The following is a 17746-nucleotide window of genomic DNA, read 5'->3' as shown; positions in this document are numbered from 1 at the left end:
ACCCCACCCGCAGGCCCGCGAGTCCAAACGCCTTGGACATCGTGCGCGTCACGAGCACGTTGGGCCGCGACCGCGCCAGGTCGAGGAAGTCCCCGCCCCGCGTGAACTCCACATACGCCTGATCAATGAGCACCACGCCCGGAGCGGAGTCCACCAGCCGCTCCACCGCCGCGCGCGAGGCCACCGTGCCAGTGGGATTGTTGGGCGTGCACACGTAGATGAGCTTCGCCCCCGTGGCGAGCAGGCCGTCCACGTCCAGGTCATGATCCGCGCGCAGCGGCACGGGCACCGGCTTGAGCGCGCTCAACCTGGCGTACATGGGCACCATCACGAACGTGGGATCCGGAAAGGCCACCGCGTCCCCGGGCTCCAGGAAGGCTCGCAGCGCACAGTCGATGACGTCGTCCGAGCCGCAGCCCGTCGTGACGTTCTCCACCGAGACACCCGCGTACGTGGCCACGGCGCGCTTCAGGTCCGGCGCATAGCCGGTGGGATAGCGGGCCAGCCGAAGGAAGCCCTCCTCTCGCAGCACGCGATCCGCGGACGGCGGTGCGCCGAAAAGGTTGGTGTTGTCACTCAGGTCCACCCGGCACGGCTTCTTCGCCGGGGAGTACAGAGGGATGTCCCGATACGTCTCGCGAAATGGAATCACGGCACCCTCCAGGCCCGAGCCGCGGCCGCGTGGGCGAAGAGGCCCTCGCTGTCCGCCAGCGTCCCCACGTCGTCCGCCATCGCCGCCGCCGCTTCCGGTGTCACGCGTTGCCACGTGGTCCACCGGTAGAAGTCCAGCACGCTCAGTCCCGAGTACGCACGGGCCAGTCCCGCCGTGGGCAGCACGTGGTTCGCACCGGTGAGGTAGTCACCAAAGGCCACCGACGCGCGTTGCCCCACGAACACAGTGCCCGCGTTGCGAACCCGCGCCAGGTCCTCCGTGGGCGTCGCCGTCGCGAGCAGCAGGTGCTCCGGAGCGAACTCCGCGACGAAGGGCCACGCCTCCTCCAGCGAGTCGATGCGCAGCACCGCGCCCCTGCTCCCCAGCGCCGAAAGGACGATGTCGCCGCGCCGCGCGACGCGGGCCTGCTGCTCCACCGCGTCCCGCACCGCCTGCGCCAGCGGAGCGCCCACCACCAGCGCCACGCAGCAGGCCTCGGGGTCGTGCTCCGCCTGGGCCAGCAGCTCACGCGCCACGGCATCCGGACGGGCGCTCGCGTCGGCGACCACCAGGATTTCGCTCGGGCCCGCGGGCGCGTCGATGGCGACAGCATCCACCACCTGGAGCTTCGCGGCCGCCACGTACGCGTTGCCCGGTCCAACGATGCGGTCCACGCGAGGAACACTCTGGGTTCCGTAGGCCAGCGCGGCCACCGCGCCCGCACCTCCCAATGCGAACACCCGATCCGCGCCCGCGAGCGCCGCCGCCGCGAGCACGCCCGCACTTGGAAGGCCGTCCGGCCCCGGCGGTGAGCAGACGATGACTTCGCCCACGCCCGCGACCTTCGCGGGGACCACGCCCATGAGCAGGCTGCTGGGGTACACTGCCCGGCCGCCTGGGGCATACACGCCGACGCGGCTCAGCGGATCCGGCCGGCGGCCCACGATGACACCGGGCTCCGTCTCCACCTCGATGGCATGGGGCCGCTGCGCCGCGTGCGCCCGGGCGATGTTGCGCGCCGCGCGGGTCAGCGCCTCGCGCACGTCGGAGGGAATCGACTCCAACGCCGCGTTCCATCGTTCACGCGGAACCTCCAGGGCCGCCAACTCCACGCGGTCGAACTCACGCGCGAAGTCGAAGAGGGCCCGGTCACCTTCCGTGCGAACGCGGGCAATCAGTGCCTGGACACGGGAAGCCACCAGCGCATCCGACTCGCCCGAGCGCGCCAGCAACCTCCGCCGCGCGTCAGAATCCAGCGAGGACAAGGCCCCCTGGTACTCGAGGATGGAGGCGCTCATGCCATCAACCTCTCGATGCGCGTGACGAGGATGCCCTGGCCACCGAGCGCCTTCAGCGCATTCACCGTGCGATAGAGATTCCTCGACGAGACCACCGCGTGCACCGCGACGAAGTGGCCTCCGTTCATCACGTCCACCACCGTGGGACCGTTGAGGCCGGGCAGCACCTCGCGCACCTGTTCCAGGGACGTCTTCGGGACGTTGGCCATCAGGTAGCGCCGCCCGCGCGCCGCCAGCACCGACCCCAGCGCCTGCGTCAGCTCCTCCAGCGCGCGCCGCGCCTCCTGACCGTTGCGCGGACACGCCACCAGCCGGGCGCTCGACTCCAGCACGGTGGCCACTTCCTTCAGGCCATTCATCTTCAACGTGGACCCCGTGGACGTGAGGTCCACCACGATGTCCGCGATGCCCAGGTGCGGAGCGATCTCCGCCGCGCCGCTCACCGGCACCACCGTCACCTTCTGCCCTCGCTGCTGGAAGAAGGCCTGCGTCAGCCGGGGGAAGCAGGAGGCCACCCGCATCCCCTCCTTCACGTCCTCCACGCGGGAGATGCCGCTCTCGTCGCGCGCGGCCACCACCAGCCTGCAGCGGCCGAACTCCAGGTCCATCAGCGGCTCCAGCTCGCGCCCGGCCTCGTTCACCAGGTCCCAGCCGGTGACGCCCGCCTGCGCGGCGCCGTCCGCGACGAACTCCGGGATGTCCTGGGCACGGACGAAGATGGCTTCGAACTCGCCGCCCAGGGACGCGGTGAGGGCCCGCTCGCCCCGAGCACGCACCTCCAGGCCCGCGTCGTTGAACAGCTCGCGCACTTCCTCGGACAGACGTCCTTTGTTGGGCAGGGCAATCTTCAACATGGGTGGGCTCGGGGGACTGCGGTGGCGGAAACGAAAAAAGGCCCGTCCTGGGGGGACGGGCCTTCGATCACTGCGGCATCTGCCGGAAGTGGGTGCGTTCTAGTGCGTCACCCAGGCATGCGCGCGGCGAACGGTCCCGTCATGGGCCGGCCGATGATGCGCATGGTGGTGATGCAGGGACGTGGAACGCACGGCACTAGGGTTAACGACCGGAGGCCTCAGCGTCAAGTCACCCCGGGTCATGGACTGTCTTGACGCTTGCAAACCCGTGCTCGCTTGAGCACAAGCGGCGCATGGCAACCTCCGACGTCCTCGTGGTGGGCGGTGGTGTGATGGGCTGTGGCATCGCGCTGAAACTCCGTCAGGCCGGTGCGCGCGTGACGGTGCTGGAGCGCTCCATCCCCGGCGCGGAAGCCTCCAGCGCCGCCGGCGGCATCCTCGCGCCCCAGTGGGAGTCCGAAGGACCGGGCCCCTTCTTCGAGCTGTGCCTGCGAAGCCGCGCCCTCTACGGAAGCTTCGCCGCGGAGCTGCGCGAGCTCTCCGGCGTGGACATCGCGTACCGGCCGTGCGGCCTGCTTCGCGTCGCGTTCGACGAAGCGGACCTGCATCACGTGGAGTCCACCGTGGGCTGGCAGCACGGCATGGGGCTGCGCGCCGAGCTGCTCGACGGCAAGGTCGCGCGCGAGCTGGAGCCCCACCTGTCCCCCGCCGCCGTGGGCGCCGCGCACTTCCCGGATGATCACCAGGTCGACAACCGGCTCCTCGTGCGCGCGCTCACCATGGCCGCCGCGCGCGTGGGAGCGGTGTTCAAGAGCGGCTACGTGCGCGGCGTGGTGCACGAGCACGGCCGCGCGGTGGGCGTGGACCTGGACGGCGAGGTGCTGCGCGCGGACGCCGTGGTGCTGGCGGCGGGCTCGTGGTCGTCCCTGGTCCAGGGTGCGGGCGTGTCGGCGCAGGCGGTGCGCCCGGCGCGCGGACAGATGGTGCAGCTGCAGACGCGGCTGCCCCTGCTGGAGCGGGTGGTGACGTCCGCGAAGGGCTACCTGGTGCCGCGCGCGGACGGGCGGATCATCGCCGGGAGCACCATGGAGCACGTGGGCTTCGACAAGCAGGTGACCGCGGCGGGGCTGGCGCGCATCCTCGACATGGCGCTGCAGCTGTGCCCGGACCTGGCCAGCGCGCCCATCACGGAGACCTGGGCCGGCTTCCGTCCCTGGACCCAGGATGCGCTGCCGTACATCGGAGAAGGCCCCTCGCCCGGCCTGTTCCTCGCCACCGGCCACTTCCGCAACGGCATCCTGCTCGCCCCCATCACCGCGAAGCTCGTCGCCCAGGCCGTGCTGGGGGAGAAGCCCTCGGTGGACCTCACCCCCTTCCGCTATGACCGGGGGACGATGGCGCGCGATTGACGCGGCGTGCCTGCCTGACCTACTCCGAAAGACGGGGAATGCTTCAAGAACCGGAGACGTTCACTTCGGAACCAGGGCTCGCACCCCACCCTGGATGGCAGGGAGGCGAGGGGGTGATGATTTCTCGCACTCGTTCGCCTTTAATCCCTGGAAACCTCTAGAATCTTCGGCCGTGGAAGCCATCCCCCCCGCACCCCCCAGAATCCTGATTGTCGACGACGATGATTCCGTCCGCGACGTCATCTCCGTGCTCCTCCGTGAGGAGGGCTACAACTGCGTCGTGGCCAATGGCGCCGAGATGGCGCTCGACGTCGCAGGCGAAGAAGAGACGCCGCTCGTCATCAGCGACATGAAGATGCCGGGGCGCGACGGGTTGTGGCTGCTGGAGAACCTGCGCGAGCGGCTGCCGGACACGTCCGTCATCATGCTCACCGGCTACGGCGACACCGAGTCCGCCGTGGACTGCCTGCGCCGGGGCGCGGTGGACTACCTGCTCAAGCCACCCAAGCTCACGGACCTCATCCGCGCCATCGAACGCGCGCTCGCCAAGCGCCGCATCGAGATGGCGCGCAAGCGCTACCAGAAGAAGCTCGAGGGCAAGGTGCGCGACCGCACCGCCGAGCTGCGCAGCGCGCTGCACAACATCGCGAACACGTACCAGAACACGCTGCTGGCATTGGTGGCGGCCCTGGATGCGCGCGAGCACGAGACGAGCGACCACTCCCAGCGCGTGGTCAGCTACACCTCCGCCATCGCCACCCGCATGGGCATCCACGGCAAGGAGATGGAGGAGATCGGCCGCGGCGCGCTCTTGCACGACATCGGGAAGATCGGCGTGCCGGACGCGGTGCTGCTCAAGCCCGGCAAGCTCACCCCCGACGAGTGGCTGGAGATGCGGCGTCATCCGGAGATCGGCTTCCAGATGATCCAGAACATCCCCTTTCTCTCCACGCCGGCGGACATCGTCCTGTCGCACCAGGAGCGCTTCGACGGCGCGGGCTACCCCCGCAACCTCCAGCGCAACGAGATCCACATCGGCGCGCGCATCTTCGCGGTGGCGGACACGCTGGACGCGATGACGAGCGACCGGCCGTACCGCAAGGGCACGACGTTCGCGAACGCCATCCAGGAGATCAAGCGCTGCGCCAACACGCAGTTCGACCCGGACGTCGTGAAGGCGTTCCTGGACATCGGCGAAGAGGGGCTCATCCGCATCAAGAAGGAGATGGCGGAGAAGAAGCTCAACCCGATGCAGGCCGCCGCGGACGCCGCCGAGTCCGAGGCCGAGCTGGCGCGGCTCACCGACCTGGACGACGAGCCGGACTCCCCGCCGGTGGGAAGCACGGCCACGCCCATTGGCGCGCCGCCCGCCGTCATCCGTTCAGCCTCAGGGACCGAAGGCTGAAGCGGACCGCGGGAAGCGGTGCCTTTCCGCGCGGGGGTTGCTATCCATGAAGGCGGAAGGCCCCGCGATGACCGCCCCCCTGCCCGCTTCCAATCCGCTCGCCCCCCCGCTGTGTGACGCGCAGGGGCGGCGCATGACGTACCTGCGGCTGAGCGTCACGGACCGCTGCAACTTCCGCTGCACCTACTGCTCGCCCGCGTCGTGGGGCGGGAAGAAGGACCTGCTCGACGCGGGAGAGTTCGAGCGCATCGTCTCCGTCTTCGCGCGCATGGGCATCCGCCGCGTGCGCCTGACAGGCGGCGAGCCGCTCGCCCGGCCGGACATCCTCGACATCGCTCGACGCATCGCCGCGGTGCCCGGCGTGGAGCACCTGGCCATCACCACCAACGCGAGCCGCCTGGAGTCGCTGGCCGGGCCGCTGCGCGACGCGGGCGTCACCCAGCTCAACCTGAGCCTGGACACGCTGTCCGCGGAGGTGTTCCGGCGCATCTCCAAGCAAGGCGACTTCGAGGCGGTGCTGCGTGGCATCGACGCGGCGGCGGGCGCGGGCTACCAGTCGCTGAAGCTCAACGTCGTGGTGATGCGCGGCATCAACGACGCGGAGGTGCCGGAGCTGGTGACGTACGCACACACGCGCGGCATCACCCCGCGCTTCATTGAATTGATGCCCTTTGGTCAGGGCACGCCGGTGCCCACGGCGGAGCTGCTGGAGCGCCTGGCTGCCTCGGGCCGCGTCCTCACCGAGGAGCCACCGGAGAGCGCCGCGTCGCCCACGTCCGGGCCGGCGCGCTACTGGAGCACGGACAGCGGGCGCGTGGGGTTCATCTCCCCGCTGACGCAGAACTTCTGCGGCGGCTGCAACCGGGTGCGGGTGGCGTCCAACGGCGACCTGCGCAGCTGCCTGGGCGGACGGGCGCAGGCGCCGCTGCATCAGCTCATCCGGGGCGGCGCGACGGACGAGGAGCTGGCCGTGGCCGTGCGCCGCGCGCTGGGTGAGAAGCCGGAGGGGCACCGCTTCACGGAAGCCGGAAACGGCGCCACGCTCCTGCCCATGATGGGCATTGGCGGCTGAGGGCTACTTCACCAGCCGGATGTTCACGGGGTAGCGGTACAGCTCGCCGTCGTTGGCCTTCAGGCCGGCGATGACGCTGAACACCAGCGACGCCAGGAAGACGATGGCGCCCGTGACGACGCCCAGGCCCAGCGCGCACACCAGGATGCCGGAGATGGCCATGCCGATGGTCGTGGTGATCTGGAAGTTGAGCGACTCCACCGCGTGCGCGCGGATGAAGGACGACTCCTTGCCCTTGGCCAGCATCAGGAACAGCGGCACCGCCCAGCCCAGGAAGCCCGCGCCCACGATGAGGCCGGCGATGGAGCCCAGATGGGCCAACATCCCCATCGTCTTCTCATCCTGGGTCGCCGTCGGCGAGCCGGTGATGAACGTGCCGAACTGCTGATCCTCGCGCTGACCTGGCTCCATGAAACGCCCTCCAAAACTGAGTGGGGCGCGACGGGTGCGCCCGGATGAGCGCACCATGACATGCCGTGTCGGTGCCTGTCATCCAGCGGACAGGGGCCGAGCATGCAGGCCCCCGTCCACCGCAGGCCGTCAGCGGTACAGCTCGTGGCCCGCCTTCTTGAATTCCTCGCTCTTGTCCTTCAGCCCCTGCTCCAGGGCCTGGGTCTCGTTGACGCCGACCTTGTCCGCGTAGTCGCGCACGTCCTGGGTGATCTTCATGGAGCAGAAGTGCGGGCCGCACATGGAGCAGAAGTGCGCGACCTTGGCGCCTTCGGCGGGGAGCGTCTCGTCGTGGAAGGCGCGGGCGCGCTCGGGGTCCAGGGACAGGTTGAACTGATCCTCCCAGCGGAACTCGAAGCGCGCCTTGGACAGGGCGTTGTCGCGGGCCTGCGCGCCCGGGTGGCCCTTGGCCAGGTCCGCGGCGTGGGCGGCGATCTTGTACGTGATGACGCCCTCCTTCACGTCGTCACGGTCGGGCAGGCCCAGGTGCTCCTTGGGCGTCACGTAGCAGAGCATCGCCGTGCCGAACCAACCGATCATCGCCGCGCCAATGCCGCTGGTGAAGTGATCGTAACCGGGCGCGATGTCCGTGGTGAGGGGCCCCAGCGTGTAGAACGGCGCCTCGTGGCACACGGCGAGCTGCTTCGTCATGTTCTCCTGGATGAGGTGCATGGGGACGTGGCCGGGGCCTTCGATCATCACCTGCACGTCGTGCTTCCAGGCCACCTTGGTCAGCTCGCCCAGCGTCTCCAGTTCGCCGAACTGCGCGGCGTCGTTGGCATCCGCGATGGAGCCGGGGCGCAGGCCGTCGCCCAGGCTGAAGCTGACGTCGTACGCCTTCATGATCTCGCAGATCTCCTCGAAGTGCGTGTAGAGGAAGTTCTCCCGGTGGTGGGCCAGGCACCACTTGGCGAGGATGGAGCCGCCGCGGCTGACGATGCCAGTCAGGCGCTTCGCGGTGAGCGGCACGTACTGGAGGCGCACGCCCGCGTGGATGGTGAAGTAGTCCACGCCCTGCTCGGCCTGTTCGATGAGCGTGTCGCGGAAGATGGCCCAGGTGAGCTCCTCGGCCTTGCCGTTCACCTTCTCCAGCGCCTGATAGATGGGCACGGTGCCGATGGGCACGGGCGCGTTGCGGAGGATCCACTCACGCGTCTCGTGGATGTTGCGGCCGGTGGACAGGTCCATGACGGTGTCCGCGCCCCAGCGGATGGACCAGACCATCTTCTCCACCTCCTCTTCGATGGAGGACGTGACGGCGGAGTTGCCGATATTGGCGTTGATCTTCACCAGGAAGTTGCGGCCGATGATCATCGGCTCCAGCTCCGGGTGGTTGATGTTCGCGGGGATGATGGCGCGGCCCCGGGCGATCTCATCGCGCACGAACTCCGGAGTAATCACGCGCGGAATCGCGGCGCCCCAGGAGTGGCCGGGGTGCTGGGCGGCGAGTGAAGCGTCGAGCTTCTGGTTCTCGCGCACGGCGACGTATTCCATCTCCGGCGTGATGATGCCCTTGCGGGCGTAGTGCATCTGGCTGACGTTGGCGCCGGCCTTGGCGACGCGGGGCTTGCGGATGTGGCTGAAGCGCAGGCCGTTGAGGCGCGGGTCGGCTTCGCGGGCGCGGCCGTATTCCGACGTGATGCCGTCCAGTTCATCCGTGTCGCTGCGAGCGTGGATCCAATTCTCGCGGACGGTGGGCAGGCCCCGGCGCAGGTCGATGTCTGCGGAGGGGTCGGTGTAGGGGCCGCTGGAGTCGTAGACGTGGACGGGAGGGTTGGCGGTCTCCGGGCCGGCGTGGCCGTGGTGACGCGTGGGTGTCTGGGCGATTTCGCGCAGGGGGACGCGGAGGTCGGGGTGCAGGGACCCGGGCACATAGACCTTGCGTGAGGCGGGAAGCGGGCCGCGGCTGATCCCCTCCAGCACCTTCCCATCGACCTTCAGGCTCTTGGACGCTCCACTCATCGGACGGCTCCTCGTGAGAACGGACGGGAGGCGGAACGGGAGCATGGAGCGCCCACACCGCTTCCCTCCGCCGGTACTAACCGGTTCAGGTTCAAAGGGATCGGACGCGGCCACGCGTCCGTCTCAGCCCCCTTCCGGAGGCACCCCTAGCGACTGCGGAGCGGTGTAGCGCAGGGGGAAGCCCGCTTCAACCCGTGTGGAGGTGAGCCTGGGTCCAGTGGACGCACGGTGGCCCTGCGGGGAGGGCTCAATCAAAGACTCACTTTGACACGTCAAACACAAACCTGACGCGTCAAGGAAATCTAGAATTACAACTTTAACCGCGAAGTAGGTTTCCGTAGACTGCGGGCTCCCTCCAACAGGAGCTCACATGCAAAAACACTCCCTCGCGATGCTTGGAGCATTCGCGATGCTGACATCCTGCGCGACGAACCGCCCAGTCCTCCCCGGGCCTGAGGGCGACGACACGACCCTCTTCGTCGGCAAGATCATCACCCTGGATGACCAGGGGACGATCGCCGAGGCCGTCACCGTGGATGGCAAGGGCCGCATCTTGAAGGTCGGGACCGAGAAGGACCTGAGCGCGGGGCTCGGCGTGGGCTCCAAGCGCGTCGAGCTGGAGTCGGGCCAGGTCCTCCTGCCCGGGTTCATCGATCCCCACCTGCACATCCTGCCGACGCTCATCCAGAGCGTTCTGGGCACCCACAACCTGGCGCCCTGCCTGCCCCCTCCCTACAACCTGTCCACTCCCGAGGCGTGCAAGAAGCACGAGGACCTGCTCAGCGCGCTGATCTCCATGACCGTGGAGCCCACCACCCCGGAGACGGCCACGAAGTTCGTCCTCGGGATGAACCTGGACCCGTCGCGGCAGCAGTTCGTCGCCGGCAAGTGTGGCGTGACGTCGACCGTCGAGTTCATGCAGCAGCCGAAGCTCTATCTCGATGCGTGTGTGCGCAAGGACCGGCCGGTCCTCATCCTCGACCAGTCGGGCCACCTCGCCTACGTGAACGAGAAGGCCTTCGAGATCGTCTGCAAGGGGCAGAAGCCCTGCCTCCCTCCGGACTCGGTGACACAGCACGGAGGACGGTGGGTCACCGATTCGACGGGCCAGTACACCGGGTTGATCGAGGAGTCCGCCGGCTTCGCGCCCTTCCTGGAGGCCACGCAGCAGGGGATGCTGATGCAGAAGGCCATCCCGAACGGGAGCCTCCAGGACCTCCACAAGGCCATCCAGGCCCTGCGTGAAGCCGGGCTCACGACCATCGCCGATGGCGGACTGGCCGACCGGTCGCAGCTCGAACTGGTCAAGCTCCTCGCCATGAACCCGACCTTCCCGCTGCGCGTCACGGGCGTCGTGACCAACCTCGCGGCCATGACCGTCGTGAACAAGGACGGGGCCGTCACCGCTCCGGCGCTCAAGCCGAGCGGGCCCTCGTGCACGCCGAGCCCGACCAACGACTGCGCACTGCCCAAGTGGCTGGGCGCAGGCGCCATCAAGCTCTGGGTGGACGGTTCGACGCAGGGCTGCACGGCGCTGCTCGGAACGCCCTATGCCTACAGCTCGGACGGACACTGCCCGGATGCGAAGGAAGGCCAGGGCGACTTCAAGAGCGCGAAGGAGCTCGCGGATGCCATGCGCCCGCTGTGGGCTGACTCGGCCTGGCGGTTCCAGCTGCATGCCAATGGCAACCAGGCGAACCAGTGGGCTGTCGACGCGTTCTCCCAGCTCCAGTTGGAGCAGGCCAACACGCACCGGATGCTGCTCATCCACAACACCGTGGGCCAGGAGTCCGTCTCCCAGGCGATTGGTGAGCTGCGCAAGGGCACCCATGTCACCGCCAGCAAGCAGAAGGTGCCGGCGATGGACCTGCGGGTGACGCACCTCATCGGCCACGTGGCTTACTGGGGTGATGCCCTGGCGCAGATGCTCCAGAAGAATGGCGCGCACAAGGACATCGACATCGACCCGGTGGACTTCAACCGCCGCAATGGCATCCCCTACTCCTTCCACAGCGACTCCATGGTGACCCCGGCGCGGCCGCTCTGGTTCGTCGAGCAGGCCGTCACGCGGCGCACGTGGGCCTATCCGTCCTTCCAGAAGTCCTATGTGCTCGGGCCGCAGCACGCGACGACCGTCGAGGAGGCACTGCGCGCGGTCACCATCGAGCCGGCGCGCCAGCATGAGATTGACAGCTGGGTGGGCAGCATCGAGCCGGGCAAGGTGGCGGACTTCGTCGTCCTGGGCGCCAACCCGCTCGACCGTGACGCCGCCAAGGGCGGTGACCCGACGACCATCAGCCAGATTCCGGTCGTCCGGACGTACCTGGGCGGCAAGGACCCCGCGGGCAGAAACTGAGTGAGGCCCAGGCGCGTCGTCCGTCCCTCGGGCGACGCGCTGTCCATCGGGCGCGGAATCCATCCGGATTCCTCCGGGAACCTTTTCAGTCGGGGCTTGTCCAAATGAACAGTGTGGCCAAGCACCTGAACCGGCAAGGGGCGTGCCAGGCGAGATTGGAGCCATGGAGTGCGACTGAGACCCTGGATCGCGGTAGCGACTATCGCGTTCGGCACTGCGTCAGGCTGCCGCGACCGGCGAGATCCCTCTTGTCCCCTGCTCGCCGATGTATGCGTCGAGATGTGTGCAGGAAAGCCGCAGCCGAAGCTACCTGCCCACTGTCCGCGCCCCCTCTGCCTCTGCGAGCCTGACGCAGGTTTGTGATCCCTGCACTTACGCTATCGGAGTGCGTGACCGTTCCGGCGGATTCTCGGCAAGTGCTGTCAGTCAGACCGCATCAAGTGGTAACGCCTGCGAACGGGTCGCCAGGGCGCGGCGCAGCGCCGACCCCGCCCATGCGAGCTCTTCCTGCGACAAGTCCATGCCCAGCAACTCGTGGCCCTGGTCGTGCTCGATGACGATGCCCCGGCCGCGGGAGACATGCGTCCGCGCGTCGCGCACGTCGATGTCCTGGATGCGTGACCTGGGCAGCCGCAGGACCTTCCGGGGCCTCCAGGGACCGTACCGCGTGACCTCGATGCCACGAGACGAGGCGTTGAGGGACCAGCGACTGGTGGCTTCCCGGGCGACCCACAGCCAGAAGAAGGCACCGCAGGCGATGAACAGGGAGCTCGCAATCACAATCACCTGCGTGCTGGCTGCCTGCGGGCCGAGTATCTGTCGCAACTGCCTCAGCAAGAAGAGAGGCCCGCCTACCGCGATGAGGACGGCGAAGGCTCCCTGGGCAGCGTAGGTTGGGCGCCATCCACACGGCGGCAGTTCCAGCGTGAGCCCCCGGGCGTCCTGCCGGAACTGGATGCCGCTGCCATGGGGCAGATCCGGAAGGCGCTCCCCCGTGAGCGGCGCTTCCTCCATGCGCGCGCCCACCGCACGGCTCTGCCCGCCCTCAACACTGAGGCCCAGTCCGAGGAACTTGGAGACCGCCTGCGCCAGCTCCAGCGCCTCCTCCCGGTCATCGCTGTGGGACAGGACGACGGTGCCCGAATCCCCCATCAACGCCACGACGTAGACCTTCGCGATGATGAGGCCCTCCGTGGACCCCTTGTCGCGCTGGTAGACGGCCACGGACGTGAATGGGTCGAGGGGCTCGGCCTTCGCGCCCAGGGCCTCCCGGTAGCCGGTGCGGCGCCACACGGAGCGGGTCTCCCGGTTCAGCAGCACCTTCCACCGCGACGTGAGGTTGTGGATCGCCAGGGCGCCCATCGCGATCATCAGGATCCAGACGCGCACTTCACCCGCGAAGAAGCCCGTCGAGAAGACGATGACCGGGAAGGCCAGCGACAGCAGCAACGCGCCACGGTACAGCCATCCTTCGATGGGGCGGACTTCGTGCTGGATGGTCAGGAAGGGGCCGGAAGCGGACCAGCGGTGGGAGCCACAGCGCATCCGCCCCACGTTAAACCCCCTGTGACGGCGGCGAAAGGCGCCAGCGCGCAACGCCTTCACGCGTCCGCGCTACGATGGGCGTGCCCTTCGCCTTCGGGAGTCCGGTGAAACGCTCAAGCTGGGTGGCGCTCTGCGGCGGTGTGGTGCTGGGTTCGGTGCTCACCTGGGGCATTCTTCATGCCCTCGAGCGCATCTATTGGGGGAGCCCCGGGCCGCGGCTTCTCATGGAGCGCTGCGCTGAGTCCCTCCTCCCGGTAGCGTCTTCGGACGGTGCGCACCGTGGTTTCAGTGACGCCCACCGCCTCCGCCACACCCACGACCGTCCAGCCTTCCGCTAGCAGTTGCAGCACCCGGGCTCGCCGCAACACCCGCACTGACTCGCGTCCTCGGTGCGTCAGCGCCTTCAGCGCTGCGCTGTCCGCCTGCTTCAGCTTCAACCCTTGGCTTCTCGTGTGTCCCCTCATACCCGGAGCAACAGCGGAAGCCCGCCCGTTAATCTCCACCCGGCCAAAGGATTAGTCGTTGTCGCTCGTCCACTCTTTGCGGATGTTATCGATCATTTCCAATACGTCAGAATCCGAGGCGGCCTGCGCAATCAATTCGGCCCTTGCTAGGTGCGAACGTGCGCTTTCGGCTTGACCCAACCGCCAGCGTAAACTCGCCAATGCGAGCAACGGGAGCGGATCGTGCTCCGCAGTGGCAACTGCCTCTTCGTAATAGAGCCCGGCCTGCGAAAGTCTCCCAGCTTCCTCGCAGAGCACTCCTGCAGTTCGAGCCAGGGTAGATGTGTTGGCTGGCCTATCTTTGTTCGGCCGGGCGTAGCCCAGAGCAGACTCCAGGCAATCAATTGCATCCGCCGTCTTGTCTGCCTGAACGAGGGCGGACGCGGCACGAAGGGGATTGTTGTCATTCATTGTGACATTCCTCCTGAAGCGGCAACGATGCTAGTGAAACGAGAAAGTGTCAAAATGCTGAGCGACGACAAGAACACTGGCGACTTCCCCACGATCAAGTCGAACATGGACCGTAAGGTGAACTCGTAGTCCGAAACTCATGCGGGGAGCATATCATTCGCCACGCCGGAAGCAGAATCGCAGTCCAGCGGCGCGCCATGGAACGCGCGCCGTCTGCTACTTGGCAATGGTGTACATCGCCGTCATTCAGCAGCTTCATTGAATGGCGGAAATGCTTTGGGGTTAGTGCCACCCGGTCACTTGAATCCAGGTGGCGGCCATGATCTACGGTCGGGATGACACCTGCGCAGCTCAAGAAGCTGGACGAGACGCTGGGCGCCTACCTTGAGGAGATGGTCGTCGGCATGGGGCGGCTGGAACGCAGGCGCGCCATGGAGGCCTACGTGATGGGCCTGCTGCTGGACGGGGAGCGCAAGAGTATCGAGCCGATGGCGGCCTGGCTGGTGAAGGACGCCGGAGAAGTCGAGGCGATGCGTCAGCGGCTGCAGCAATGCGTGTCGCAAGGGACGTGGAGCGACGAGGCTCTCCGGGATCGATTGGCGCGGAAGCTGGAAGAGCGGCTGCCGGAGGTGGAAGCGCTGGTGGTGGACGACACGGGCTTTCCGAAGAAGGGGAAGCACTCGGTGGGAGTCGCCCGGCAGTACTCGGGGACGCTGGGGCGCACGGACAACTGCCAGGTGGCCGTCAGTCTGCACCTGGCTGGTGCACGCGGCAGCGGGTGCATTGGCATGCGGTTGTACCTGCCCGAGGAGTGGGTGACGGACAAGGCGCGGCGCAAGGCGGCCGGAGTCCCCGAGGAAGTGGGCGCCACGCGCAAATGGGAATTGGCGCTGTCACAGTTGGACGACGCGCTGACGTGGGGCGTGCGCAAGCACGTCGTCCTGGCGGATGCGGGGTATGGCAACTGCCGGGAGTTTCGCGAAGGCCTCACGGCACGCGGCCTGCCCTACCTCGTCGCCGTGCCGGGGCAGCACAAGGTGTGGCCTCCGGGTGCGACGCCGCACCTGCCGGTGAAGAAGGCGGGCGCATACGGACGTCCCCGGACGCGCTTCGTCGACGACAAGGGCGTGCAACCCTGGACGATTGAAGAATTGGCGCGCCAGTTGGATGGCGCTTTGTGGGTGCCTTGAGCACGTGACGGTCGCGGCACAACTGTCCAATCCTGTGCCGCTCAATACCGCGGCACACTCCACACCGCGCTCCCAGCTATATCCTGAAATCCAAATAAAAATGAGTGACGCATGGGAATGCGGAACAAGAAGGTCGTCACCAGTCTGATTCTGGGAGTCGTTGGCGGCATCCTGCTGGCGGGCTCGACGGGAACGGCCGCGGGAAGCCCCAACACCACGGGACTTTCTGACTGTGAGCCGTTCTGGCACGAGGCCTGTTCGAACGAGCCCCGAACCCGGTGCTTCAGCAGTTTGGCCAATCGGCCTTTTGACTGCTATTGCGATGGCGCCAGTTGGCACTGCAATTCCCACTGACGCCATTCGCAATCACACCTTCACGGTCTTCACCAACGGCAGTTCGCGCACGCGCGTCCCCGTGAGCGCGAACACCGCGTTAGCCAGGGCCGGGGCCACGGGGGGCACTCCGGGCTCTCCCACGCCTCCGGGCCGGCCGTCGCTGGGGATGATGTCCACGTGGATGCGCCTCGGCGTCTCCGCGATGCGCGCCAGGCGGTAGTCGCGGAAGTTGCTCTCCACCACGGCGCCGTCCTTCATCGTGATGGCGCCGTAGAGCCCCAGGCTCAGGCCGAACACCACCGCGCCCTCCATCTGCGCCCGCACGCGCTCCATGTTCACGATGGTGCCCGCGTCCGCGACGATCCACGCCTCGTCCACCCGGATGCGCTCGTCCGCGTCCTTCACCACCGACACCACCACCGCCACGTACGTCAGGAAGCTGCGGTGCGCCGCCAGCCCCAGCGCCCTTCCCTCCCGCTTGCGCTCGTCCCAGCGCGACAGGCCCGTCACCCGCTCAATCACCCTGCGCAGCCGCGCCGTGTCCACCGGGTGCTCGTCCAGGGACTGGCCGTAGTTCGGAATCTTCGCCACGCCCAGGTCCTTGGGCGTCACGATGCGCGACGGCCCCAGCACCTCCAGCAACGTGTCTCGTGGATCCGTGCCGCGCTCGTGCGCCAGCTCGTCGATGAAACTCTGCACCGCGAACGCGTGGTAGATGTTCGCCACGGAGCGCAGCCAGCCGATGCGCGTGTGCGCCCGCGCCTCGCAGTTCTCCATCCGGATGTCGGGGATGGCCAGCGGCAGGTCCACGATGCCCTGCCCCATCTCTCCGTCCCCCGCGAACGTCGCGTCGGAGAACGTGGAGCCGATGGGCGGGAACGCGATGCGCTGGTGCCACGCCACCACCTTGCCGTTCGCGTCCAGGCCGGCCTCCAGCCGCTGCGCGCTCGTGGAGTGGTAGTAGTCGTGGCGCACGTCGTCCTCGCGCGTCCACTGCAGGCGCACCGGCGCGCCCACCGCCTTCGCCACCAGCGCCGCCTCCACCACGTAGTCCGGCTTCGACTTGCGGCCGAACCCGCCGCCCAACAGCGTCACGTGGATGATCACCTTCGACGGGTCGAGGCCCAGCGCCTTCGCCACCTCGCTGCGCGCGGCCTGCGGGTTCTGCGTCGTGGCCCACACCTCGCAGGTGCCGTTCTCCACCTTCGCCACCGCCGCGGGCGGCTCCATGGGCGCGTGCGCCAGGTGCGGCGTGTTGTACGTGGCCTGCACCCGCTTCGCCGCCTTCGCCAGCGCTCCTTGCGCGTCGCCGACGTTGCGCACCACCTTGCCCGGCTTGCCAATCACCTCCAGCAGCTGCTCGCGGTACGCCTCCGAGTCGTAGACGGCGTTGTCCCCGCCCTCCCACGTCACGTCCAGCGCCGCGCGGCCCTTCATCGCCGCCCAGGTGTTGTCCGCCACCACCGCCAGGCCTCCCAGCGGCTGGAACAGGAAGGGCTTCGTCGCCGCCGGCAGCTCCACCACCTGCCGCACGCCCGGCACCGCCAGCGTCTTCGTCGCGTCGTAGCGGGCCACCTTGCCTCCCGCCACGGGCGGACGCGCGATGACCGCCGTGCGCATCCCCGGCAACACGACGTCCGCGCCGAACACCGCCCGGCCCGTCACGATGTCCGGCCCGTCCAGCAGCGGCAGCTCCTTGCCCAGGTGCTTGAGCTCGCTGCGCGGACGGAGCGTCACCGCGTCCTTCTTGGGCACCTTCAGCTTCGCCGCGTCACCGGCCAGCTCACCGAACTTCAGCGTCCGCTGCGAGCCCTTGTGGAAGACGGCGTGGTCGCGCGCCTCGCACTCCGTGGGCGCCACCTTCCAGCGCTTCGCCGCCACCGCCACCAGCATGGTGCGCGCCGTCGCGCCCGCGTAGCGCAGGTCGTCGAAGATCTTCCGCACGCTGCTGGAGCCGTCCGTGTTCTGGTCGCCGTAGGCCTCGTCGCCGTCGCCCTGGACCACCTTCACGTGGGCCATGTCCGCGCCCAGCTCGTCCGCGATGAGCACCGGCAGCGAGCTGCGCACGCCCTGCCCCATCTCCGAGCGGTGGCAGACGATGGTCACCACGCCGTCCGGCGCCACGTGCACGAAGACGTTGGCCCGGAGGCCCCCCGTGGGCACTTCCGGCAGCGACGTGGGCATGGGCGCGGCGTGGGCCCTCGCGGGCAGGAACACCTCCAGCCCCAGGCCCGCGGCCACGATTCCCATTCCTTCGAGCACGGAGCGGCGCGACAGACGGATGCGTGTGTCTTGCATGGTGG

General features: G+C 68.2%; 14 protein-coding genes and 1 riboswitch. Of the genes, 5 read left to right on the top strand and 9 right to left on the bottom strand.

The features are described 5' to 3' along the window. The 3 genes from D7V77_RS08645 to hisG all read right to left on the bottom strand — a co-directional run. A partial coding sequence (locus D7V77_RS08645; RefSeq protein ID WP_120575792.1) for a histidinol-phosphate transaminase occupies nt 1-652 on the bottom strand: 652 nt, incomplete at its 3' end. Continuing rightward, nucleotides 649-1950, bottom strand: a complete 1302-nt coding sequence (gene hisD / locus D7V77_RS08640) for a histidinol dehydrogenase (protein WP_120575791.1) — start codon at nt 1948-1950, stop codon at nt 649-651. The genes D7V77_RS08645 and hisD, both read right to left, overlap by 4 nt. Further along, nucleotides 1947-2804, bottom strand: coding sequence for an ATP phosphoribosyltransferase (gene hisG / locus D7V77_RS08635; protein WP_120575790.1), 858 nt, complete (start codon nt 2802-2804; stop codon nt 1947-1949). Before hisG ends, hisD begins: the two co-directional genes overlap by 4 nt. A gap of 293 nt (nt 2805-3097) precedes the next feature. Here hisG and thiO point away from each other — a divergent pair, with 293 nt between their 5' ends. From thiO to moaA, 3 genes are all read left to right on the top strand, one after another. After that, nucleotides 3098-4213, top strand: a complete 1116-nt coding sequence (thiO, locus tag D7V77_RS08630; RefSeq protein ID WP_120575789.1) for a glycine oxidase ThiO — start codon at nt 3098-3100, stop codon at nt 4211-4213. A gap of 172 nt (nt 4214-4385) precedes the next feature. Then, complete coding sequence (locus tag D7V77_RS08625) at nt 4386-5618, top strand: HD-GYP domain-containing protein (RefSeq protein ID WP_120575788.1); 1233 nt, start codon at nt 4386-4388, stop codon at nt 5616-5618. A 67-nt stretch (nt 5619-5685) separates the two neighbouring features. Continuing rightward, on the top strand, nt 5686-6690 hold the full coding sequence (moaA, locus tag D7V77_RS08620; RefSeq protein ID WP_120575794.1) for a GTP 3',8-cyclase MoaA: 1005 nt from the start codon (nt 5686-5688) through the stop codon (nt 6688-6690). A gap of 3 nt (nt 6691-6693) precedes the next feature. Here the strand turns inward: moaA and D7V77_RS08615 are convergent, their stop codons facing one another. Together D7V77_RS08615 and thiC are read right to left on the bottom strand one after the other, a co-directional pair. Continuing rightward, entirely contained in the window at nt 6694-7101 is a 408-nt protein-coding gene (locus D7V77_RS08615) for a DUF4870 domain-containing protein (protein WP_120575787.1), read from the bottom strand. A gap of 129 nt (nt 7102-7230) precedes the next feature. After that, nucleotides 7231-9102 (bottom strand): phosphomethylpyrimidine synthase ThiC, encoded by a 1872-nt coding sequence (thiC, locus tag D7V77_RS08610; RefSeq protein ID WP_120575786.1) that lies wholly within the window; start codon nt 9100-9102, stop codon nt 7231-7233. Between the two features lie 45 nt (nt 9103-9147). Next, a riboswitch (TPP riboswitch) is annotated at nt 9148-9260 on the bottom strand. Between the two features lie 251 nt (nt 9261-9511). On the opposite strand from thiC, the gene D7V77_RS08605 reads away from it, so the two are divergent. Then, a complete protein-coding gene (locus D7V77_RS08605) occupies nt 9512-11458 on the top strand; it encodes an amidohydrolase (RefSeq protein WP_233596763.1) in 1947 nt (648 codons plus the stop codon). Between the two features lie 426 nt (nt 11459-11884). Here D7V77_RS08605 and D7V77_RS08600 read toward each other — a convergent pair whose 3' ends face one another. From D7V77_RS08600 to D7V77_RS43215, 3 genes are all read right to left on the bottom strand, one after another. Further along, nucleotides 11885-13003 (bottom strand): hypothetical protein, encoded by a 1119-nt coding sequence (locus D7V77_RS08600; protein ID WP_120575784.1) that lies wholly within the window; start codon nt 13001-13003, stop codon nt 11885-11887. A gap of 113 nt (nt 13004-13116) precedes the next feature. After that, nucleotides 13117-13467 carry a helix-turn-helix domain-containing protein gene (locus D7V77_RS45930; RefSeq protein ID WP_120575783.1) on the bottom strand — a complete coding sequence of 117 codons (351 nt, stop codon included), beginning with the start codon at nt 13465-13467 and terminating at the stop codon, nt 13117-13119. A 51-nt stretch (nt 13468-13518) separates the two neighbouring features. Further along, a complete protein-coding gene (locus D7V77_RS43215; protein ID WP_147452016.1) occupies nt 13519-13917 on the bottom strand; it encodes a hypothetical protein in 399 nt (132 codons plus the stop codon). Between the two features lie 335 nt (nt 13918-14252). Between D7V77_RS43215 and D7V77_RS08590 the strand changes: the two genes are divergently transcribed. Next, nucleotides 14253-15107, top strand: a complete 855-nt coding sequence (locus D7V77_RS08590) for an IS701 family transposase (RefSeq protein WP_120575782.1) — start codon at nt 14253-14255, stop codon at nt 15105-15107. Between the two features lie 366 nt (nt 15108-15473). On the opposite strand, the gene D7V77_RS08585 is transcribed toward D7V77_RS08590, so the two are convergent. Then, entirely contained in the window at nt 15474-17741 is a 2268-nt protein-coding gene (locus D7V77_RS08585; protein ID WP_120575781.1) for a molybdopterin cofactor-binding domain-containing protein, read from the bottom strand. Nucleotides 17742-17746: the final 5 nt, after the last annotated feature.

It is taken from the genome of Corallococcus sp. CA041A, from assembly GCF_003612075.1.
Classification (GTDB): domain Bacteria; phylum Myxococcota; class Myxococcia; order Myxococcales; family Myxococcaceae; genus Corallococcus; species Corallococcus exiguus.
This window is presented reverse-complemented; position numbering and strand designations above follow the sequence as displayed.